The sequence below is a fragment of the Shewanella sp. 2_MG-2023 genome (assembly GCF_030548905.1).
GTDB classification, from domain to species: domain Bacteria; phylum Pseudomonadota; class Gammaproteobacteria; order Enterobacterales; family Shewanellaceae; genus Shewanella; species Shewanella electrodiphila.
Genome location: NZ_JAUOSO010000020.1, coordinates 1 through 22,147 on the forward strand (window position 1 = coordinate 1; position 22,147 = coordinate 22,147).

Here is a 22,147-nt window from a genome sequence, read left to right on the forward strand (position 1 = left end):
CAATGAATTCTGATTACATTATGCAGACTCGGAAGAATCTACATCCTGTTTGTTACATATTGCTATGAACACTCATCGTTACATTGATAATAATTTTGATTGCCACCTAAGTGACAATTTCGATTAACTCAACACCTGTGAGTGTCCACACAGATTTACTTGTTTGATTGTTAAAGAGCGTGATATCAATTTTTCAGATATCGCCGTTAGACGCTAGGTCATTGGCTTGAGGAGGCGTATTCTACACTTCCCGTTGTTGGCGTCAAGCGTTTTTTAAACTAATTTAAAAACTCTTTTCTGCCTGTTAATTATGAGGTTTGAAACCGTCTTAATTAACTCTGATACGTTGAGCCTATTGGCCTGTTGCCGTGTCAGTGGATGCGCATTATAGGCAGATTCTGAAACACCGCAAGGGCTTTTTTAAAGAAAATTCACTTTCCGCGTTTGCTTGCTGAGAATTTAAACTAATCAGCTATTTTTTATGCTTTTTTAACAACAAAAGAGCACTTTTAGGCTTTATACTGAGGCTAATTAAACAAATCAGGGATTTTATATGTTTAGCTCAATTCGTTCTTATCAGGGGATCCATCCTCAATTAGCTGATAATGTCTATGTAGATAGTGCTGCTGTAATAGTAGGTGATATTGCTTTAGATCATGATGCCAGTATTTGGCCAATGGTTGCAGCGAGAGCTGATGTTAATATAATCCGTATCGGTAAACGTAGTAATGTACAAGATGGGTCTATTCTTCACGTTACTCGTAAATCACCTTCTAACCCAGAAGGTAACCCTTTATTGATTGGTGATGATGTCACTATTGGTCACAAAGCTATGCTTCATGGTTGTACTGTTGGTAATCGTGTTTTAGTCGGCATGGGCGCGATCATTTTAGACGGGGCTATCTTAGAGGACGATGTGATACTTGGTGCAGGCTCACTTGTCCCTCCTGGTAAGGTATTACAAAGCGGGTTTCTCTATGTGGGGAGTCCTTGTAAACAAGTGAGACCTTTAACTGATAAAGAAATCGCTTTTTTACCTCAATCTGCAGATAACTATGTGCGTTTAAAGAATGAGTATTTAGTGGACCTTCAACAGTCTAGCTAAACCCATCTTTATAAATTTGGCACATATAAGCCGAGACTATTCGATATATATGTGTCCGTGCTCATCGAACGACTCTGATTCGATGAGTGCCTCTGCTAAGTCCTCTATATCAAACCTGACTTGCTCAAAGGCAACTAATGCCTCTGTTCCATTTTTGATAGTTGTTGATGTCAACTTTTCTATAATCGCGGGTTTAATGAAGCAGCTAACATTCACTCCTTGAACTTGTACAATTAAGTAAACTTGTTTTAATGCTTCATCCCATTCGACAATATCGGTAAAAATAATACTTTGATTCATGCGAACGCCCTTATACCAATTGTGTTCTCAAGGTGTCGTGGACAGCTTGAGTCGTTGGCATAACGCCTCGCCAAATATTAAAGCTTTGCGCTGCTTGCCCAACTAACATGCCTAAGCCATCGGCGACTTCAACAGCGCCTCTTGATAATGCCCATTGATTAAATAATGTCATTTCTGCGCCGTATGACATGTCATAACATTGAGTTTTAGGGCTGATAATACTCTGTGGGAGACTAATAAGCTCTCCTGCTAATCCTGCCGATGTTGAATTAATTATCATATCGAATGGTGCATCCAACCCATCAATGGGTCTAGCTTGCACTTCACCAAACTCATTAAAAATCTCAGCAAGGTTTTGCGCTTTGCTAAACGTACGATTGCATATTGTTACTTTTGCGCCAGCTTCTAGTAATGGCTTAATACAGCCTCTTGCTGCGCCACCAGCCCCAACTAACAATAAACGCTTATTCGATATACAACCAAAGTGCTGCTTAATATCAGCGACAAGACCCACGCCGTCAGTATTGTCACCGCGTATTCGTCCATCTGGTAAATAGATAAGAGTGTTAACGGCACCTGCAAGTTTTGCTAATTCACTTAATTCATCACACGCCGCATAAGCTTGCTCTTTAAAAGGAGCGGTGACATTCGCCCCTTTACCACCAGCAGTGAAAAATGCCATTAACGATTGAGAGAATTGATCTACCGGTGCAAGTATTGCTTGGTAAGTGATTACTTGCTGAGTTTGTTTAGCAAACTCAGTATGGATATATGGCGACTTACTCTGTGCGATTGGGTTGCCAAATACTGCATACTTATCGGTCATCAATATTCTCTCTTCGTTTATTGCATTGATATTAAGTTATTAACATTACAAGTTACTTAGTGTAAGCCTTAGGCATACTGGATTGTGTCATATAGCGGTCACGTAGCTCATCATGGCGACTTTCAGTGCTTTGCTCTTCACCGTTAATCCACATCTTTTGAATGTGACTACTGTATTCAAACGGATCGCCACTCCACAACACCATATCAGCGGGCTTGCCAACGGCTATGCGTCCAGCATCAAGGTGAAAAGTATCTGCTACGTTTGACGTAATCGACGCCATTGCATCGTCATACTTCATCCCATTGGCAACGGCATTGCCGGCACTATAGCGCAAACCATATACGCCATGAGCATCACCTGGTACAGCTAACACGACTTGGACGCCAGCTTTACTTAATTTCCCTGCGTTATCCAGTGAATTATTCAAAGAGTCAAAACTTTCAGGTAAATTACGCATGGCATCCATCACCACAGGGATACCTGCTTGAGCGAGTTGATCTGCAACCACCACAGCGTCGGCAGCTTCCAACAACACTAAATCAAGCTTAAAGCGTTGCTTAAGTTTAATGAGTTGCAAAATATCGCTGGCACGATCTGCATAAGCGATTAAAGGCTTCTCACCACTCAGAACGGCATTCAAAATCAATTCTTCTTTAGTTGGAGCCTTATCGGCCTCTTTATCAGCTTTCTTCGTTGCCGCCTTAGTTAATGCTTTTTGACGTTCATCTAATTTATTAATTAGATTCTGCATACCGATAATTCGGGAACCATCGTGTTTCGCACCTAAAGCCACGAACAAGGCTTGCTCTGTGGCAACAATGCTATCCCAATCTCCAGTTAATTCAACCTCAATGGTTTGACCTGAAAAAATTGTCTCGCCGCCACCAGGTGCAACAATACTGCGGGTTAAGCCGCCTTTTCTAGCAAAAGGAATTGCTGTACTTTTAGGGTTAAATGCAAGGCTAGGATCAAAAGTCATATCCGCTGCTTTGTCGTTAGTATCACGCGTCATTTTTTCTTGACCCACTTCAACTAACCCCAATGAATTCATTGCGCCAATAAAGCCAGGAGTTAAGACTCCACCTTTGGCGTCAATGATAATATCGGCATTGACCAACTCTGGATTTACGGCAACGATCTTACCGTCTTCGACGATAACAGATGCGTTGGTCAGCATGCCTTTGTCTGTTGAGGTATAGATCTTCGCGTTAGTAACTGCAATCGTTTCAGCTTGTGATAGTGACGGTACTAAGCCCGCAAGCATTGAGATGGCAACTAATGATTTTTTAAATTTTTTCAATGTCTTGCTCCTTATTTTTGACCTAACATAAAATCACTTTTCGCTTGGTACTTATCATCTTGGCGATCAAACACTTTGGCGCCATCAATGAATACTTGTTCAGCCTTAGCGTAAACACTGAATGGATTACTGTTCCAAATGACAACATCGGCATTTTTACCCGCTTCAAGTGAACCGGTTTTATCTGCAATACCTAAAGACTTAGCTGCATTCGAAGTGATCCAGCTAATGACATGTTCTTCGGTTAGCTCAAAACCGTGCTGATTAGCACTATGCATGATCTTAGCTGTTTCTTGGTTTAAACGTTGAATAGTGGTGCTAGAGTCAGAATGAACTACGGCACAGGAATTCTTCACGGCATCGACCATTGCGACATTTTCAATCACCATGTCATTCGCTTCCATTTTAAAGCCCCACCAATCTGGCCACATCGCTGCGCAGTTACCATTTTCAGCCAATAGCTCAGCAATCTTATAACCTTCAATGGCATGGTGGAACGTGCCTGAGTGGTAATTAAATTCTTTACCTAAATCCACCATCATTGCCATTTCTTCAGCTTTGTAACAATGGTTATGGATCAGTATTTCGCCTTCTAACACCCCTTTTAAAGTGTCATTGGTTAAATCACGTTGAGGGACTTCTGGATTTAATCCAGCAGCATAATCCGCATCATACTTATCCCATGCACGCTTATACTCTGTCGCTTCTATAAAGGCTTGGCGATAACCAGCCATATTGCCCATACGCGTCATAGGTGCAACTTTTTGTCCTCTTCCATAAGCCCCTTTGGGGTTTTCGCCACAAGCCATTTTTAAGCCATAAGGCGCATCTGGAAATTTCATACCCTGCATTGTTGTTGATGGTGCATTTTTCAAGGTAACGCCACGCCCACCGATTAAATTGGCAGAACCAGGGAGAATTTGTAGCGTAGTCACGCCACCTTCCCTTGCTCGGTTAAAGGCTGGATCTTGCGGCCATACACTGTGCTCAGCCCAGACCTCTGCGGTATTAGGGTTGGTCACTTCATTGCCGTCACTATGCGCATCGGCGCTAGGACTCGGGTAAACACCAAGGTGAGAATGCACATCGATAATACCAGGAGTGATCCACTTATCTGTTGCATCAACAACTGTGGCACCTTTGACTAACTCTGAAGAAAGTTGAGCACCAACGGCTTTAATTTTGCCATCGACCATCAACACATCCGCTTGCTCTATTTTTTCGCCAGTGCCTGTTAATACTGTTGCATTGGTGAGTAAGGTCGTTGTACGAGGTAATACTTGATAAGTACTAGGATAGGGATTTTTATTAATTGTCACTTGAGGATCTTGCTGTTGAGTTTGATTACACCCTAACAGTGCCGTTGATACAGCAATTACTACTAATGACGGCGCAAATCTGGTCATTGCTTTGTACTCCCTTTTATTATTGTTGTGCCTAATCTAACTAAGTTGTTAACGTAAATAAAGTAACAGTCTGAAATGATTTGTAGCAAAACATTAACAATTAAGAAATACGACAGTGATGAGCTTTCCCTATTACATACTTAGAAAAAATGTCGTTATAATTCATCATCAAATTAGCCTAACTTAGCGTAATCATCATGAATTGGTTAAAAAAACTATTTAGTTCTAGACAACAAGGCAGCATATCAAGTGATGATCGTGATACTACACAATCCAACGCATATGATTTGATAGGTGGTGAGGAAACGATTCGATTACTAGCAAAGCAGTTTTATCAGCAAATGCAGCATCGTACCGACACAGAATCGCTACTTGCTATTCATCGAGCGCCTATTGCGGACTCTGAGCAAAAGTTATTTGAATTTTTAAGTGGCTGGTTAGGCGGACCACAGTTATATCAGCAAAAGTATGGCCATCCAGCATTACGTGCTAGACACATGCATTTTGTGATTGACCAAGCGATGGTCGATCAATGGCTCACCTGCATGGAACAAGCTATTATCCAGACAATAAAAAAGCCTGAACATCAACAAGTGATATTTCAGGCCATTTCAACGCTTGCCAATAATATGCGAAATAAAGATTAACTCTCGAGGTTTAACCAATCTTGTGGTTTCAGGTAGCGATCGTATAACTCTGCCTTTTGAGAATCTTGTTCTCGCGTAAAGGCGTAAAACCCTATTCCTAGCGAACAAATGATGAAGGCATAAACAGCAGAAATAATTTAGTGCCTCCATCGATTTTAAGCCATACAGAGACTAGCTTTCTAACTGTAACCAATCTTGTGGTTTCAGGTAGCGATCGTATAACTCTGCCTCTTGAGAATCTTCTTCGGGCGTAAAACCATATTCCCAGCGTACAAATGATGATGGCATAGACATCATTTACTTAGTACAGCTATTGTTTTAGCCCCTACAGAGACTAGTTATCTAACTGTAACCAATCTTGTGGTTTCAGGTAGCGCTCGTATAACTCTGCCTCTTGAGAATCTTCTTCGGGCGTAAAACCATATTCCCAGCGTACCAAAGGCGGCATCGACATCAAAATAGATTCGGTGCGCCCTCCTGTTTGTAGACCGAACAAAGTGCCTCGGTCATAAACCAAGTTGAACTCAACATAACGTCCACGACGGTATAACTGGAACTGACGTTCATCATCGTTGTATTCAAGGTCTTTGTTACGCTCTACAATTGGCGAATATGCGGTTAAGAAACCGCTACCTACCGCTTGCATAAATTCAAAGCTTTTCTCAAATCCGTGCTCATTAAGGTCATCGAAGAATAAACCACCGACGCCGCGAGTTTCATTACGGTGTGGTAAAAAGAAGTATTCATCACACCACTTTTTATATTTTGGATAGACTTCTTCGCCAAATGGCGCACAAATGTCAGCCGCAGTTTGATGCCATGAGACAACGTCTTCTTCAAAAGGATAATAAGGGGTTAAATCAAAACCACCACCAAACCACCACACAGGATCAGCGCCCTCTTTACGAGCAATAAAAAAGCGTACATTGGCGTGAGTGGTCGGAATGAATGGGTTTTTAGGGTGGATCACTAATGACACGCCCATGGCTTCAAAACTTCTACCTGCAAGTTCAGGACGGTGCGCTGTAGCAGATGCTGGCATTGCTGCTCCCATTACATGGGAAAAGTTCACCCCAGCTTGCTCAAATACTTGCCCGTTGGTTAATACCCTACTAGTGCCACCACCGCCTTCAGCACGTTCCCACGACTCAGCTTGAAACTTAGCTTTTTCATCAAGCGTTTCTAAACCTTCACAAATGCTTGCTTGAAGCGCTAACAAATATTGCTTAACTACTGAGGCATCAGGTATTGCCATATCAAAATCCTTATTGTCCATTGCGCAGCACTTTACCGCTGCGGGCGTCGATAATTGTTGAAGGCTGACGTTGAGCTCCTAACTCACCGAGTACGAGGGCATTAACGTCAGCAGAAAAAGTCTGTTCAATTTCACTTGCTGACATGGCAGGATTTTGACCTGCTAAGTTAGCACTACTTGAAACAAAAGGTTTATTCACGCTATCGCAAAGGGCTCTCACCACAGGATGGGCAGAGATGCGTACCGCAATTGAATCAAACTCACCACAAAGCAACTTACTAACACCCGCTTTAATTGGCATAACAAACGTATAAGGACCCGGCCATTTGCTGAATGCAAAAGCCAGTTGAGCCTCTGTTAGTTGAGCTTCATCGATGTAAGGCTTGAGTTGCTGGTAATCACTGGCCACAAGGATCAAGCCCTTTTGCCAAGGTCGTTGTTTTATATCCAGCAACTTTTGGATAGCAGAAAGATTATCAGGATCACACCCGAGGCCATAAACCGCCTCTGTAGGGTAAGCAATAACGCCCCCTTCAACAAACACCTTGCCGACTTCAGATGGTTGCAACAGCTGCATGATTTTCCCTTTAACCTTCTTAAATTAATGGCAAATTATACAGACTATACGGATATGAACAAATACTGATATACCAGCTATTTAGTCATAAGCTTAAAGCGGACGTTTATATTTACAGGATTTTTGAGGACACTCTAAGCGACTCCCCGCCGCGCCTTTACGCTCAACAAGAATACCAAAATCACATTCAGGGCATGTTTCGTTATGAGGTGGGTAATTCACTAAGTATTTGCACTTAGGGTAACAATTACAAGCAAAGAAAGTTTTGCCGTAACGACTCGTGCGAGACTCTAAATGACCTTTTTTACAATGTGGGCAGGGTATCACTTCAGCTTCTGCATCATGATCGTGCTTTTCAATATGGCTACACTCAGGGTAATTTGTGCAACCAATAAAAATACCAAAACGTCCAGACTTAACCGCTAACTCATTACCACAATCGGGACATTCAGAGCCTTCTATTACTTGAGTCTCTATTGACTCATGCTGCACTAAGGGCCTGGTAAAGTCACAAGTGGGATAATTATTACAACCAATGAAGCCACCATGCTTACTGTTTTTAACCGACAACTCGCAGCCACACTTAGGGCAGAGCTCAAACTCTTTTTCTAAAGCGTGTTCGTGCACGGTAAATAACTGCTCATCTATTTTAGACATCTGGCTCTCGATTCACATTTAAGGTGAAAACTGGTTTCAGCCTTCATGGGTAGTAAAGGATATAATTGGTATAAAAATATAGTAGCAAACAAGAAGATCAAAAAAGGAGGCCTAGCCTCCTTTTTAATCACTTCATCACAAACAACCAATCTTATGAATGTAAACGGCCATCAGGCTGCTCAAAAATAAGATCTTCCATTTGTTCATAAGCTGATTCGTTGCCTGGCACATTAAACAGCACCATCAACACCACCCATTTTAAATCTTCCAAGATTAGGGAGGTTTCATCTAACGCCATGACGCGGTCAATGACCATTTCACGAGTTTCCACTGTCAGCACTTGGATTTGCTCGAGGAATAAAATAAAACCTCGGCTTTCAACATCCAATTTCGCCATCTCGTCTTTGGTATAAATTCGAAATGATTGCTGCGCATGATTACACAAGTAAGGTTTATCACTTTCTTGTAAATCTGCTAAACGTTCTAGCCACGATAAGGCTTTTAAAATGTCAGCTTGGTGAAAGCCCGCACGGGTTAACTCTTTGGTAAGCTCATCTTCGTCAACTAATAGCTCAACTTCACTATGAACATAGTTCTCAAAAAGATACATGAGGATATCAAACATATGGTTATCTCCTCTCTAGTCTGACGTAACCACCAGGCACTTGCGCAACCCAGCCCTGTAATTCAAGTTCAAGCATTTCTACTAACACCAGATCTATCGACTTCCCGCTATGCTCGACCACCATATCAATACTGGTAGTCTCATAACCTACACTAGCTAACAGCGCAGAAAATGGCAAATTTGTTGTATTATCTTCTATATGGTGACGATTAGCGACATCTTCAAGGTGAAAGCTTGTCATTGTGGACAATTCTTCAACAACATCGGCTGCACATTCCACTAATTTCGCCCCATTCTTTAACAAATCATGACACCCTTGATGATAGCCACCAGCAACTGAACCAGGCACAGCAAACACTTCGCGGTTTTGCTCCATGGCTAATCTTGCAGTGATTAATGATCCACTTTTACGTGTTGCTTCGACCACAATACTGCCGAGAGATAAACCGCTTATTATTCGATTGCGCTTCGGAAAGTTGCCTGCAAATGGACCTATTTGAGGCCAGTATTCACTGACAACACTGCCCGACTGTTGAATCTGCTGATATAAATTACTGTGTCTTTTGGGATAGATACAATCGACTCCAGTACCTAACACTGCAATCGTCACTCCATTATTGCCTAATGTCGCTTTATGCGCAGCGCCATCAATCCCTGTCGCCATACCACTGGTAATCGAGAAACCTAATTGTACTAGTTCAGCCGCTAAGGTATTAGCCGTGCTCAAACCACCGACAGATGCATTTCGACTGCCCACCATACCAATGGATGGCAGTAACAAACTTTCTAGTTGGCCTTTTACGAACAATATTGAAGGCGGATCGGATATTTGTTTTAGTAAAGCTGGATATTCGGGATCAGAAAAGCAAAGTATGTGGTGTTGTGAGGACTGCTGTTGCCACTCAAGCGCTGTATCAACTTTGTCAAAATCTATCTGACATTGAGATAACAGCTTTGCCGATAACGGCAAAGACTGCTTTTCAAACTCTAAACGCTGTCGTAATTCCTCAACATCCATTTGAGTTAATAATTGTTGAATCCGGGCGGGTCCTAGCCCGGATACTGCACAAACAACTAGCCAATCGACCAGTTTTTCAGATATTTACTCGCCTCTTAAGTCAGTGCTTTTAGGGGTAATTAATTTATCATCAACACGCACAGGACGCTCATTAGCAACAATGATAGCCATGCTGGTCTTTTCAAAAACTTTAAAGACCATTAATTTTCCATGATAAGTATCAGGCATCATGAATACATCATCATCTGACACTTTCGCTTTCATACGGTCATAAGCACTTCGTTCAAGTGTTGATACAGGTAAGCCGTCGCCGTTAATGACAATCTGCTCACCGTTACGATATATCGCAAATACATGTCCCGTTTCAATATTGTCCTGTTCACCTTTATCTAAATAAACAATATCCAGTTTACCGACTTCGCGAATGTCTTTTTCAATCGCTATCACATTAGCGGGAACCGTTTCCGGTGCAGCTTTAGGAATAAAGTAAGCTGACATCAACGCTTCATCTTCAACGGGTGCGACTCTAAAGCCTGCCTTTGACTCACGAAAACTGCTCAATAATTGAACTTTAGATATTTCACCTGACTGAGTCACACGACCACTTGCCGTTAAAATAATTTCTTGCCCTAAGCTATCATTGGTTTCTTTATCTAAGAACTCACGACCTTCTTGATAAATAGCGAGCTTTTCTCCGACTGGCAAATTGGCATTAATATAAACCACATCATTGACCACATGGTGACGAGAATTCCTTTCACCATCTAAAATCATCGGCAAACCTTCAACCCACTCTGGGTCAACAATACGGTTTTGGACTAAATAAGGTTGAATCAAAGCAAGATCAATCGCTGGAATTGGACCACCTTTATCACTAATACGCCCTTCAGGTCCTTTTTTGATATGCTGCTTTAATACCAAGCGTGGTTCGCCATCGATAAAAACAAGCGTTAATCTATCACCTGGATAAATGAGATGCGGGTTAGCAATCTGTGGATTTGCGCCCCATAATTTAGGCCAATGCCAAGGATCGTCTAAGAAAAAAGCAGAGATATCCCAGAGGGTATCGCCTTTCTTAACGATATAAGAATCAGGGTGACCTGATTTTAATGTTAAAGTATCTGCATTAACTAACAGTGTACTTAGTGTCAAAAACGCGAGTAAAAATATCCGTTTCATGGTTCATTCCATGTGTTTAGCTCTTTATTAGAGCTTTTGCTGTTATTGATGGTCAGTAAGGATTAAAATTAACCCATTATCTAAGCCAGTATAGCTAACTGGCTGAAATTTGACAGACTTGTTAAGAGTTTATATATGCCATTATTAAAAGTTTTACGCTTTCCAGATGAAAGATTACGTACTGTAGCCAAGCCAGTAACCGATTTTGGTGAAGGACTACAAACCCAAATTGATAACATGTTAGAAACAATGTACGAAGAAAAAGGCATTGGTTTAGCAGCAACTCAAGTAGATTTTCATCAACAATTAATTGTGATGGACCTGCAAGATGATGTTGAACGTCCAACAATTTTTATCAACCCAGAAATCATTGCCAAGAGTGGTGACTTCACAAATGAAGAAGGCTGCTTATCGGTACCAGGTGTATACGCTAAGGTTGACCGTTCTGAGTTTGTCACTTTCAAAGCCTTGGATCGTCATGGTGAAGAGTTCACTGTTGAAGCAGATGACTTGTTCGCCATTTGTATTCAGCATGAAATGGATCACTTACAAGGTAAGCTTTTCGTTGATTATTTATCAAAAATGAAGCGTGACCGCATTAAGAAAAAGCTTGAGAAAGAAGCACGTTTAGAAGCTAAAGAAGCATAGGACTCCATTTGAAACCGTTAAATATTATCTTTGCTGGTACACCTGACTTTGCAGCTTTACATCTGCAAGCCCTGATCGAATCAGAACATAATGTGGTTGCTGTTTACTCACAACCAGATAGACCTGCAGGTCGAGGGAAGAAGTTACAAGCAAGTCCGGTGAAACAGTTAGCTGTTGCCAATGATATTCCCGTTTACCAACCAGCATCTCTGCGTAAAGAAGAAGCTCAAGCTGAGCTTGCCGCTTTAAATGCCGATATTATGGTGGTTGTGGCTTACGGGTTGATCTTGCCAAAGATAGTATTAGATACCCCACGCTTAGGTTGTATTAATGTCCATGGCTCTATTTTACCTCGATGGCGCGGCGCTGCGCCTATTCAACGAGCGTTATGGGCTGGCGATAATGAAACTGGTGTGACTATCATGCAAATGGATATCGGTTTAGATACTGGTGACATGCTATTAAAGACATCATTAAAAATTGAAGATACAGATACTTCTGCCAGTCTTTATAGCAAACTCGCTGAGCAAGGTCCAGCAGCGCTTATCGAAGCGTTAGTCGGTATTAGTGATGGTTCAATCACACCAGAGAAGCAAGACGAAGCTCTTGCTAATTACGCCGAAAAACTCTCTAAAGAAGAAGCGCAAATAGATTGGCGTAAAGATGCTAAACAGCTCTGGCAAGAAGTTCGTGCTTTTAATCCTTGGCCAGCCAGTCACTTTCCACTGCAAGGTAATACCATCAAGGTATGGCAAGCCAGTTACTCAGCCGAGCAAACGAGTGCTGCACCAGGTACGATCATTGAAAGCAATAAGCATGGTATCACTGTAGCAACAGGCAATGGCGCTCTACAATTGCAAGTTATGCAAGTTCCTGGGAAGAAACAAATGCCTGTGGCTGATATTTTAAATTCTCGCGCTGAGTGGTTTGTTGAAGGCACATGTTTTATTAGCGCGGATGAATCAAAAGAGGCACAAGCTTAATGAATGTTAGAGCCCTTGCAGCAAAAGCCATTTTTAATGTCTTAGAAAAAGGTGTTTCGTTATCCGTTGCCCTGCCAGATCAACAGCAACACTTAACGAATGGAAAAGACAAAGCTTTATTAGCAGAGCTTTGTTATGGCGTTATGCGTCAATTACCGCAATTAGATAAGTGTGTCAGTGATTGCCTCAGTAAACCTTTTAAAGCCAAGCAAAGAATACTGCATCAGCTACTTTTAGTTGGTTGCTATCAATTATATTTTACCCGTATTCCTGCCCATGCTGCGATTTCAGAAACGGCAGAAGCCTGTCGTCAAATGAAGTTTGATGGCTTAGTGAAAGTCGTTAATGGTGTTTTACGTAATATTCAGCGTAAAGAAGCGCCATTAAACACTGACAACGATACCTTAAAATACAATACACCTGCGTGGTTTATTAAACGCTTGAAAAGTGCCTACCCAGAAAGTTGGGCAGATATTATTGAGCAAAGTCATCAACGCCCTCCTATGTGGCTTCGCAACAATCAACTATCTCAAACTCGCGACGAATATTTAACCCTTCTTGCTGAACAAGAAATTGAAGCCAGTGCTGGTGACAGTGATGATGCCATTCTGTTGTCGTCACCAAAAGATGTGATGCAATTACCTGGTTTTGCAGAAGGTTCTGCATCTGTACAAGATGGCGCCGCACAATGGGCCGCGACGTTATTAACGCCTCAAGCAGATGAGCTAGTTCTGGATGCTTGCGCCGCTCCCGGCGGTAAAACTTGTCACACCATTGAATGTGAACCGAGTATCTCTATGGTTGCTGTGGATTTTGATGCAAAACGTTTAGAGCGTGTGCAACAAAATCTGGACAGATTAAATTTAAAAGCGCAAGTTATTCATGGTGATGCAGCAGATATTGATAGTTGGTGGCAAGGTGATAAGTTTGACCGTATCTTATTAGATGCACCTTGCTCGGCAACAGGTGTTATCCGTCGCCACCCCGATATTAAATGGTTACGCAAAAACAGCGATATTGAAGAGCTAGCTCTACTGCAGCAACAAATCATTGATCATTGCTGGAAGTGGCTCAAGCCTGGCGGCACGATGTTATATGCCACCTGCTCTATTTTGCCACAAGAAAACAGTCAGCAAATTGAACAGTTTTTACAACGTACTCCAGATGCGACACTAGCACCGATTGCGCAGCAATCGTCTGCTGATGATATTGGATGGCAAATCCTACCTGGTCAAAACAATATGGATGGCTTTTATTACGCCCGTTTAATAAAAGCGGCCTAAGCGTGTTATAGCAGGGATACCAGCACAGTAATGAAGATTATTATTTTAGGCGCAGGACAAGTGGGCGGTACTCTCGCTGAAAATCTTGTAGGCGAGAACAACGATATCACTCTGGTTGATAATGACCGAACGCGAGTTAAATATTTACAAGATAAGTTCGACTTGCAAACGGTTATTGGCCACGGCGCACATCCTAGTACCTTAAAAAAAGCCGGCGCTGAAGATGCTGACATGCTCATTGCTGTTACCAATAGTGACGAATGTAATATGGCTGCTTGTCATATTGCCTATAGTTTATTTGGTACTCCAACTAAAATTGCGCGTATTCGCTCTGAAGCCTATTTAGATCTGCAAGAAAAACTCTTCATCAATACCGAAGTGAAAAGCAGCGATGGCAAAACTCGTGGTGGTTTTGTTATTGATGAATTGATTGCACCAGAGCAACTAGTAACATCTTACATTGAACGATTAGTGCAATACCCTGGCGCATTACAAGTACTGCAATTCGCTAGAGGTAAACTCAGCCTAGTCGCTGTAAAAGCCTATTATGGGGGCCCTTTAGTCGGGAATGCCCTCGCTGCTTTACGCGAGCATATGCCAAATATTGATACTCGAGTGGCGGCTATTTTCCGAAAAGGCAAAGCCATTATGCCGAGAGGCACGACCATCATCGAAGCCGACGATGAAGTCTTCTTCGTTGCTGACACGCGTCACGTTCGCGCGGTAATGAGTGAAATGCAAAAACTGGATAACTCATACCGTAATATCATGATTGCCGGCGGGGGTAATATTGGCTTTGGTTTGGCTAAGCGTCTGCAAAAAAATCATTCCGTCAAACTGATTGAACACAGCTTAGAGCGCGCAGAAAGCTTGTCTGAAAAGCTAGAAAATTGCACCGTATTTAATGGTGACGCTTCAGACCAAGAATTATTACTTGAAGAGCACATAGATCAAACTGACGTATTTATTGCAGTTACCAATGATGATGAAGCCAATATCATGTCTGCACTGCTGGCAAAGCGCATGGGTGCTAAAAAAGTCATGGTGCTTATTCAGCGTGAAGCCTATGTCGATATAGTTCAAGAAGCGAATATTGATATTGCTATCTCTCCACAACAAACCACCATCTCGGCATTATTAACCCACATTCGCCAAGGCGATATCTGTAATGTTTATTCATTACGACGTGGTGCAGCCGAAGCAATTGAAGCCATTGCCCATGGTAACTCATCCACCTCTAAGGTAGTGGGTAAGCAAATTAGCGATATTAAACTGCCACCAGGAACGACTATTGGTGCCATCGTGCGAAATGATGAAGTGATCATGGGACACGATAAAACCATTATTGAAGAAGGAGATCATGTGATTCTATTCTTAGTGAACAAGAAGTTCATTGGGGATGTAGAAAAGCTATTCCAACCGAGTGCGTTTTTCTTCTAACAACCCATGCTGAATTTAAAGCCGCTGCTGTTTGTTGTTGGCATATTCTTGTCTATTCTCACCGCTTTTATGCTGGTGCCAATGGGGTTTGCACTTTTTTACCACGAAGAAACCATTGGCGACTTTATGATATCCGGTTTATTTTCCGGATTAGTCGCCATTTTATGTATTCAGGCTGGCCACACAAAGAAAGTAAAACTCAATATCCGTGACATGTTTTTTTTAACCACAATAACTTGGTTAATTGTCAGTTTATTTGCTGCACTGCCCTTTACGCTTTACCACGGTATTAATTATACCGATGCCTTTTTTGAAACCATGTCTGGGATCACCACAACTGGCTCTACTGTATTATCGGGTCTCGACGACATGGACCACAGCATCTTAATTTGGCGTTCATTATTACAATGGCTTGGTGGCATTGGCTTTATCGTAATGGCGGTGGCGATTTTACCCTTTCTTAATGTTGGTGGTATGCGCTTGTTTCGCACCGAATCTTCCGACTGGGGAGATAAAACGACCCCTCGTACCCAACATATGGCTAAACAACTATTCAAAGTCTATGTGTTACTTACCATCATTTGTGCTTTGGCTTATCACATATCAGGAATGCACTGGTTTGAAGCTATTAATCACGCCATGACCACCCTTTCAACCGGTGGATATTCAACATCCGACAGCTCAATGTCGGCATTTACACCCGCAGCTCACTGGGTCGGCGTATTGTTTATGGCCGCTGGTGGCTTACCTTTATTAATGTTTGTCCAAGCTATTCAGCAGCGGTCATTTAAAGTGTGGAATGATGAGCAGGTGAAAGGCTTCATCAAGTTTATTATGTTTGTCTCTATTAGCCTTGGGACTTGGTTATGGCTTAAGTCCGATATGAATTACCTCGATGCATTGAGGCTTTCTAGTTTCAATGTGGTTTCAGTGGTAACGACAACGGGATATGGCCTAACGGATTATCAAGCATGGGGAGCATTCGCGAGCCTGACATTTTTGTTTCTGATGTTTGTAGGCAGTTGCTCAGGCTCAACTTCTGGCGGAATAAAAATTTTTCGTTTTCAGATCTCAATCAAGGTCATGTACCAACAACTGACACAGCAATTTCACCCACAAGCCGTCATTAAAAAACGCTATAACAATCGCACCATTGATAACGATATTATTCGCTCGATTATGGCGTTCATTATGTTGTTCCTGCTGGTGATTCTTTTACTGACAATCATCTTGGTGCTAACTGGTTTAGACGCAGTGACGAGTATTACTGGCGCAGTCACTGCTGTGACTAATGTAGGGCCTGGCTTGGGGCCAGTAATCGGCCCTGCAGGAAACTTTTCTAGCTTACCGGATATTGCCAAATGGGCTTTAGCCTTTGGGATGTTATTAGGCCGACTTGAAATAATTACAGTGGCAGTGCTATTTGCACCTAAGTTTTGGAAATACTAGTTTTAGTCTCAACGATAAATATTGACCCAAATTCAGATAATAATGGCAATAAAAAAGGCAGTGCGATTAACGCCCCACCTTTCATTAATATTGCAGATCGAATATATAGTCTTAGCTAACCGCTTCCGAGTTAATCAAGCTAACCACATGATCAGCATAAACCTTCACATCATCCCAATCGGTGTAATCAATCACAGTCGTTGGATCGGTAGGTCCATCAGTCATTTTCATAATTAAACGAATAGCTAAACTATCGTACCAAGTCCAAGAAGGATAATTGACTTTTCCTGGAATGATTTTCACATCTTGTGGTGTCCAAGGTGAAAGTTCGATAAATTTTTGCAGGTACTTATTATTCTCAGGAATACGCTTTTCCGGTTTGCGCGCAACAACGTTAACGCAAAAGAAGCTATTTGGCTTACTGCTTAATTCTGCTTGGTAGCGAGTAACAAACTCAAAAACAGACTTATGGTATGAGCCATAAAGAACGCAAGCACCCAACGCAACAGCATCATAGCTAGCCCAATCAATGTCAGCATGATTATTATCAAGAATATTGACCACATCGCACTGATGACCACTCTGTACAATCTGCTCAGCTATCGCACGACTGATTTGCGCCGTATGACCGCCTCTTGAGTAATAAATCACTAATGTTTTTGCCATTTTCACACCGATGGTTGCGTTAGTAGGTAATCATTGTGGCAAAAAAAGCCATTGCAATCGTCCTCTTTGATCACAAATTAGAAATGACTCATATATTTGAACGATAAAATTGAGATCTGTGTTAGCCAGCAGTATGATGCCACTTAAGTAATAAATTTAATGTATTTACTCAGGTAAGGTATATAGATGTCTGAAAATATTGATGTAGATTCGATGCTAGGTAATGCGGAAATGGCAGCCAAGTGGCTAAAAGCGATTGCGAACCCATACCGTTTGATGATCTTGTGTTTATTACTCGACAAAGAGCACAGCGTGACAGAGTTGAATGACAAGGTACCATTGAGTCAGTCAGCGTTATCACAACACCTTGCAGTGATCCGAGCTCAGGACTTAGTCAATACGCGTAAAAGTTCGCAAAATGTTTACTACACATTAAAAAATGAAGAAGTGACTGAGGTTATTTCGATTCTGCACCGTTTATATTGCGCTAAATAAGCGTCTTGTAGCTTAGGCTTTAGCGACTAAAATGCTATCAAAGCCTAAGTGAGTCATTACAGCGAACACTGAAAAATTACAGCAGCTTAAACTCGTTAGCGAATGCTTCAACCTTATCCCAATTGGTAAACTCATAAGTTCCCGTGGTATCTGTAGGCCCTTTGGTCATCCACATAATAAAACGGATCATCACTCTATCCACAGTGCGATATTTCGGGTAATCAATCTTGCCAGCAAATACCCCTAGTAACGCAGGTGTCCAACTAGACAGTGTGAGAAACTTTTGCATATATGGATTAGTTTCTGGTGTATTTTTTTCAGGTTTTCTAGCGACGACATTAACGGTAAAAAATGCTGTTTTTACACCATCCAATACAGCTCTGTGCTGAGCAATAAACTCAAATAATGCAGGTCGATGCTTGCCATATCGAATGCTGGCACCGATTAAAATCTTATCAAAACTGCTAAGTGCCAATTCGCTCGCTTGTTCTAATGACACTATGGTCACTTGTTCATTTTCAGTGCTTAAATGCTGTTTGATTTTTTCACATATTGCCAGTGTTTGGCCATCAACAGTTGAGTAAATAATAAGGTTGTTCGACATTTTAATTCCTTGTAAATAGCCATTCCCTGTCAGTGAACATAAGGTATAAATTAGTTTTTCCAGAAAGTCGGTGTAAACAAGACTAACAAGGTAAACACTTCAAGACGGCCAAATAGCATCGCGAGTACTAACACCCATTTAGCGCCATCAGTCACGCTGGCATAGTTACTGGCCACATCACCTAAACCTGGGCCGAGGTTATTAATGCTGGCTGCTGTGGCACTAAATGCGGTAATTGCATCCATTTCCATCGCCATTAGCAACACCATACAAACGACAAACACTAACGCATAAGCCGAGAAGAACCCCCACACCGCATCAATCACCCGATCAGGTAATGCTGACTTGCCAATACGAATAGAGTACATAGCTTTAGGGTGAATAAGACGCTTCATCTCGCGGGAGCCTTGCAGCAATAACAGCACAAAACGAATGACTTTCATGCCGCCACCGGTTGAACCAGCACAGCCACCAATAAAGCTTGAAAAGATAAGTAAGATGGGGAGAAACAATGGCCAGGTATGGAAGCTTTCTGTACCAAAACCAGCGGTAGTTGAAATCGATACCACTTGGAAAAAGGCATAATCTAATGTTTGTTCTGGACTATCGTAAATACCTGAGCGATATAAGGTCGCAAAACAAATGGCAGTTAACACTAATTGAATACCAATGAGTGCTTTAAATTCAGCATCACGAAAATAGACTTTAAAGTTAATCCCACGCCAACTAAACGCAGCAAAGTGCAAACTAAAGTTCACTGCGGCAATCAATAAAAATACAGCACAAATGACATTAATTAGTGGGCTATCGAAGTAGCCAATACTGGCGTCATGGGTCGAGAAACCGCCTATAGCAATGGTTGAAAATGAATGACAAATAGCATCAAAAGCACTCATACCAGCAAAGTAAAATGCCGTCGCACAAGCAACTGTGAGCAATAAGTAAATATACCAAAGCGCTTTAGCGGTTTCGGCAATTCTCGGTTTCATCTTACTGTCTTTCACAGGCCCTGGAATTTCAGCTTTATACAGCTGCATGCCACCAATACCTAATAACGGCAAAATCGCTACAGCAAGTACAATGATACCCATACCGCCCATCCACTGCAGTAAATGCCGGTAAAACAAAATGGCTTTGGGTAAGTCATCAAGGCCGACAATAACAGTCGCACCTGTGGTAGTTAAAGCTGAGAAGGATTCAAAAAAGCTGTCAGTCCAACTTAAGTTGGGTTCAGTAGAAAAGATAAAAGGCAAAGCACCGATAGAACCCAGTACCGTCCAAAATAACACGACGATTAAAAAGCCTTCGCGGGTGCGTAAATCACCTTTTTCGCGGCGGTTGGGGTACCACAATAAAAAACCAAGAAACAAACTGACACAGAATGCCTGAATAAAAGCAGTCCCGCCGCCATCTTTATAAAGAATAGCCACTAAAGAAGGCGGTAACATGGTGATAGAAAATAATCCCATCAACAAGCCGGTAATTCTGATGATTGTTTTATATTGCATTGATTATTATTGTACTAGTTTGCATAGCATTGGATTCATTCAGCATTATGTTAACGGCTATTTAACGTTATATTTTGGCATACTTTCTAGCCCTATCAAACGTTAAACTTTGCTTTAAGCTGGCCTTGTGTTTGCGTGGCTAATTCTCGATTAAAATCATCATGAAATGTTTTCGCTATTTCAAACTCAACTTCTATCGCATCAGTAAAAACTTTATTGATAATAACGCCATCAAATTGGTTAATCAGATATTCCACATTATTGAGCTGCGGATAACTGCAAATGAGCGATGATGAATAACGGATATACTTGGTGACAGTTGCTAATTCGGGTAACCCCGATTTAATCCCGGATGAATAAGCGCGAACTAAACCGCCAACACCCAACTTAGTACCACCAAAATAGCGCACCACAACCGCGCCTATTTCACCAATACCAGAGCCTTGAAGCGTCGCCAACATAGGACGTCCTGCACTCCCAGCGGGTTCACCATCATCACTACTGCCAATAGCAATACTATTTTGAGGATCGGACGCCACAAAAGCATAGCAATAATGATTTGCGCCTGGGTATTCGACCTTTAAGTTAGTAAGTGCACACTTTAGCTCTGTTTCACTACAGCAGTGAAACAGCACTGTAATGAAACGGCTATGTTTAATATCTTCCTCAATCGTTAATGTTTGATTGGGAATTAAGTATTGTTCAGTCAACCAGGCCTAGTTCTCGTGTCATATTCTCATTATGGTCTTGATGAACAATAACATTATCTTCAATACGAATACCGCCATATGGACGCAATTCATTAACCATATCCCAATTTACTTGCGATTGGCGTTTATCGGCTTTTAATTCGCCTAATAATGAATTGATAATATATATACCTGGCTCGATAGTGAACACTTGGTTGGCTTGTATTTCACGAGTACAACGAAGGAATGGATGTCCATCCGGAGTTGGAATATGCGTTCCACGTTCATCATGTGCAAAACCGCCCATATCGTGTACCTGTAACCCCAGCATATGGCCTAAACCATGAGGGAAGAACACGCTAGTAATACCTTGTTCCACTAATCCCTCAGCATCACCTTTGGCGATATCAAAATCCAGCATCAACTGTGCGAGCTTGGCATGAGTAGTAAGATGAAGGTCAGTATATTTAACGCCTGGCTTCATTAAGTCGACAATAGCTAACTGCAACTTGTTCATTTCGACAATCAACTCATAAAAACGATTCTTCTCAAATGAATAAGTGCGGGTAATATCTGATGCATAACCATTATAGTTAGCACCTGCATCAATCAAAAATGATAGACGCGGTGATGGGATCTGATGCTCAAGTGCTGTGTAATGCAAAATGGCAGCATTTTGATTAAGGGCAACAATATTGCCATACGGTACTTCGTTTTCAGTTTGACCAATCGCTGACAAGTATTGCTGCTGGATTTCAAACTCACTGCCACCATTATAAAAAGCATTCTTAGCAGCTAGATGCCCTTTTACTGCGATTTGGTTAGCGCGGCGAAGACATTCTAATTCGTACTGTGTTTTATCAGCACGATGAAAATGCAGGTAATTCAAAACAGAGTCAGGATTACGCTTACTCATCCCTAATACTTCAGCGACATCAAGGTGCTCACCTATATATGCCCACTCTGCAATATTAGAAGGTAATAACTCAGCAACTCGGTCAGCTTTGGTTAATAATTTAATATCGAAATGTTCAGCCCAAAAATCATTTGGCTCATCACTGACTTTATGCCAGAAATCCACTGGACGATAAAAAATTAATTGCGGCTTATCTACACCGTTCGCGACAACCCAACAGTTTGGATTATCAAGCACTGGTAGCCACGCCTTAAATTGCGGGTTTACTTTGAATGGATAGCTTAAGTCGTCTAAAAACTGGCGATGAGCTTGGCCTGAATGTATCACTAAGCCAGCCAATTGTTCTCGAGAGACGATTTCGGCAACACGACGATTTAATTCTGCAATGTGAGCATGATAAAAATTAGCTAGCTGATCCATTTTTGCTATCCCTATGATGTTATTTTTCTTGTTTAAGAACCTGTGAAGTGTATCACAAAGGACAAAAATGCCTCTAGCAGAGAAAAATTTAAACGGACGTTTAAATTGAGTGTTGTAATTTATCTCATTTCGTCGCACACTGTTTGGC

General features: G+C 41.7%; 23 protein-coding genes and 1 pseudogene. 8 read left to right on the forward strand and 16 right to left on the reverse strand.

The features are described 5' to 3' along the window. Nucleotides 1-553: 553 nt before the first annotated feature. Nucleotides 554-1,105: a gamma carbonic anhydrase family protein gene (locus Q4600_RS17640; RefSeq protein WP_303517421.1), complete on the forward strand. Its 552-nt coding sequence runs from the start codon at nt 554-556 to the stop codon at nt 1,103-1,105. Between the two features lie 36 nt (nt 1,106-1,141). Here Q4600_RS17640 and Q4600_RS17645 read toward each other — a convergent pair whose 3' ends face one another. Genes Q4600_RS17645 through Q4600_RS17660 form a run of 4 tightly spaced genes read right to left on the reverse strand, consistent with a single transcriptional unit; the run spans nt 1,142 to nt 4,940 of the window. Next, complete coding sequence (locus tag Q4600_RS17645; RefSeq protein WP_303517420.1) at nt 1,142-1,405, reverse strand: DUF1488 domain-containing protein; 264 nt, start codon at nt 1,403-1,405, stop codon at nt 1,142-1,144. A gap of 10 nt (nt 1,406-1,415) precedes the next feature. Beyond that, nucleotides 1,416-2,231: a shikimate dehydrogenase gene (gene aroE, locus Q4600_RS17650; RefSeq protein WP_303517419.1), complete on the reverse strand. Its 816-nt coding sequence runs from the start codon at nt 2,229-2,231 to the stop codon at nt 1,416-1,418. A 52-nt stretch (nt 2,232-2,283) separates the two neighbouring features. Further along, nucleotides 2,284-3,534: an amidohydrolase family protein gene (locus Q4600_RS17655; RefSeq protein ID WP_303517418.1), complete on the reverse strand. Its 1,251-nt coding sequence runs from the start codon at nt 3,532-3,534 to the stop codon at nt 2,284-2,286. 11 nt (nt 3,535-3,545) lie between these two features. After that, nucleotides 3,546-4,940, reverse strand: coding sequence for an amidohydrolase (locus tag Q4600_RS17660; RefSeq protein WP_303517416.1), 1,395 nt, complete (start codon nt 4,938-4,940; stop codon nt 3,546-3,548). Between the two features lie 197 nt (nt 4,941-5,137). Between Q4600_RS17660 and Q4600_RS17665 the strand changes: the two genes are divergently transcribed. Beyond that, complete coding sequence (locus tag Q4600_RS17665; RefSeq protein ID WP_303517415.1) at nt 5,138-5,587, forward strand: group II truncated hemoglobin; 450 nt, start codon at nt 5,138-5,140, stop codon at nt 5,585-5,587. 171 nt (nt 5,588-5,758) lie between these two features. On the opposite strand, the pseudogene Q4600_RS17670 reads toward Q4600_RS17665, so the two are convergent. The 7 genes and pseudogenes from Q4600_RS17670 to Q4600_RS17700 form a co-directional block, all read right to left on the reverse strand. Next, nucleotides 5,759-5,884, reverse strand: a pseudogene (locus Q4600_RS17670) (coproporphyrinogen III oxidase); the annotation flags it as partial. Between the two features lie 37 nt (nt 5,885-5,921). Further along, nucleotides 5,922-6,842 carry an oxygen-dependent coproporphyrinogen oxidase gene (gene hemF / locus Q4600_RS17675; RefSeq protein WP_248956963.1) on the reverse strand — a complete coding sequence of 307 codons (921 nt, stop codon included), beginning with the start codon at nt 6,840-6,842 and terminating at the stop codon, nt 5,922-5,924. Nucleotides 6,843-6,852: 10 nt separating this feature from the next. After that, nucleotides 6,853-7,419, reverse strand: coding sequence for an L-threonylcarbamoyladenylate synthase (locus Q4600_RS17680; protein ID WP_102529087.1), 567 nt, complete (start codon nt 7,417-7,419; stop codon nt 6,853-6,855). Nucleotides 7,420-7,512: 93 nt separating this feature from the next. After that, nucleotides 7,513-8,076: a type I DNA topoisomerase gene (locus Q4600_RS17685; RefSeq protein WP_303517414.1), complete on the reverse strand. Its 564-nt coding sequence runs from the start codon at nt 8,074-8,076 to the stop codon at nt 7,513-7,515. Nucleotides 8,077-8,227: 151 nt separating this feature from the next. After that, nucleotides 8,228-8,701 carry a DUF494 family protein gene (locus Q4600_RS17690; RefSeq protein WP_102529089.1) on the reverse strand — a complete coding sequence of 158 codons (474 nt, stop codon included), beginning with the start codon at nt 8,699-8,701 and terminating at the stop codon, nt 8,228-8,230. Between the two features lie 4 nt (nt 8,702-8,705). Continuing rightward, nucleotides 8,706-9,719 (reverse strand): DNA-processing protein DprA, encoded by a 1,014-nt coding sequence (dprA, locus tag Q4600_RS17695; RefSeq protein WP_303517413.1) that lies wholly within the window; start codon nt 9,717-9,719, stop codon nt 8,706-8,708. Nucleotides 9,720-9,803: 84 nt separating this feature from the next. Then, a complete protein-coding gene (locus Q4600_RS17700) occupies nt 9,804-10,898 on the reverse strand; it encodes a LysM peptidoglycan-binding domain-containing protein (RefSeq protein WP_102529091.1) in 1,095 nt (364 codons plus the stop codon). Nucleotides 10,899-11,033: 135 nt separating this feature from the next. On the opposite strand from Q4600_RS17700, the gene def reads away from it, so the two are divergent. From def to Q4600_RS17725, 5 genes are read left to right on the forward strand one after another with little or no spacing between them, the layout of a single operon-like run. Continuing rightward, complete coding sequence (def, locus tag Q4600_RS17705) at nt 11,034-11,546, forward strand: peptide deformylase (RefSeq protein WP_102529092.1); 513 nt, start codon at nt 11,034-11,036, stop codon at nt 11,544-11,546. An 8-nt stretch (nt 11,547-11,554) separates the two neighbouring features. Beyond that, the gene (gene fmt / locus Q4600_RS17710; protein ID WP_102529093.1) at nt 11,555-12,529 is read left to right on the forward strand and encodes a methionyl-tRNA formyltransferase; all 975 of its coding nucleotides are present in this window, start codon (nt 11,555-11,557) and stop codon (nt 12,527-12,529) included. After that, a complete protein-coding gene (gene rsmB / locus Q4600_RS17715; protein WP_102529094.1) occupies nt 12,529-13,812 on the forward strand; it encodes a 16S rRNA (cytosine(967)-C(5))-methyltransferase RsmB in 1,284 nt (427 codons plus the stop codon). Before fmt ends, rsmB begins: the two co-directional genes overlap by 1 nt. 30 nt (nt 13,813-13,842) lie before the next feature. Further along, on the forward strand, nt 13,843-15,252 hold the full coding sequence (gene trkA / locus Q4600_RS17720; RefSeq protein ID WP_102529095.1) for a Trk system potassium transporter TrkA: 1,410 nt from the start codon (nt 13,843-13,845) through the stop codon (nt 15,250-15,252). A 6-nt stretch (nt 15,253-15,258) separates the two neighbouring features. Beyond that, nucleotides 15,259-16,701 (forward strand): TrkH family potassium uptake protein, encoded by a 1,443-nt coding sequence (locus Q4600_RS17725; protein WP_303517412.1) that lies wholly within the window; start codon nt 15,259-15,261, stop codon nt 16,699-16,701. A 111-nt stretch (nt 16,702-16,812) separates the two neighbouring features. Here the strand turns inward: Q4600_RS17725 and hemG (Q4600_RS17730) are convergent, their stop codons facing one another. Beyond that, complete coding sequence (gene hemG / locus Q4600_RS17730; RefSeq protein ID WP_229371019.1) at nt 16,813-17,367, reverse strand: menaquinone-dependent protoporphyrinogen IX dehydrogenase; 555 nt, start codon at nt 17,365-17,367, stop codon at nt 16,813-16,815. Between the two features lie 186 nt (nt 17,368-17,553). On the opposite strand from hemG (Q4600_RS17730), the gene Q4600_RS17735 reads away from it, so the two are divergent. Then, nucleotides 17,554-17,862, forward strand: coding sequence for a metalloregulator ArsR/SmtB family transcription factor (locus Q4600_RS17735; RefSeq protein WP_102529098.1), 309 nt, complete (start codon nt 17,554-17,556; stop codon nt 17,860-17,862). 76 nt (nt 17,863-17,938) lie between these two features. Here the strand turns inward: Q4600_RS17735 and hemG (Q4600_RS17740) are convergent, their stop codons facing one another. From hemG (Q4600_RS17740) to pepQ, 4 genes are all read right to left on the reverse strand, one after another. Then, a complete protein-coding gene (hemG, locus tag Q4600_RS17740; RefSeq protein WP_303517411.1) occupies nt 17,939-18,466 on the reverse strand; it encodes a menaquinone-dependent protoporphyrinogen IX dehydrogenase in 528 nt (175 codons plus the stop codon). 50 nt (nt 18,467-18,516) lie between these two features. After that, nucleotides 18,517-19,974 carry a TrkH family potassium uptake protein gene (locus tag Q4600_RS17745; RefSeq protein ID WP_102529100.1) on the reverse strand — a complete coding sequence of 486 codons (1,458 nt, stop codon included), beginning with the start codon at nt 19,972-19,974 and terminating at the stop codon, nt 18,517-18,519. 95 nt (nt 19,975-20,069) lie between these two features. Continuing rightward, nucleotides 20,070-20,684 carry a YigZ family protein gene (locus Q4600_RS17750; RefSeq protein WP_229371014.1) on the reverse strand — a complete coding sequence of 205 codons (615 nt, stop codon included), beginning with the start codon at nt 20,682-20,684 and terminating at the stop codon, nt 20,070-20,072. Beyond that, nucleotides 20,677-21,999, reverse strand: a complete 1,323-nt coding sequence (gene pepQ, locus Q4600_RS17755; protein WP_303517410.1) for a Xaa-Pro dipeptidase — start codon at nt 21,997-21,999, stop codon at nt 20,677-20,679. The genes Q4600_RS17750 and pepQ overlap by 8 nt, the downstream gene beginning before the upstream one ends. Nucleotides 22,000-22,147 lie beyond the last annotated feature (148 nt).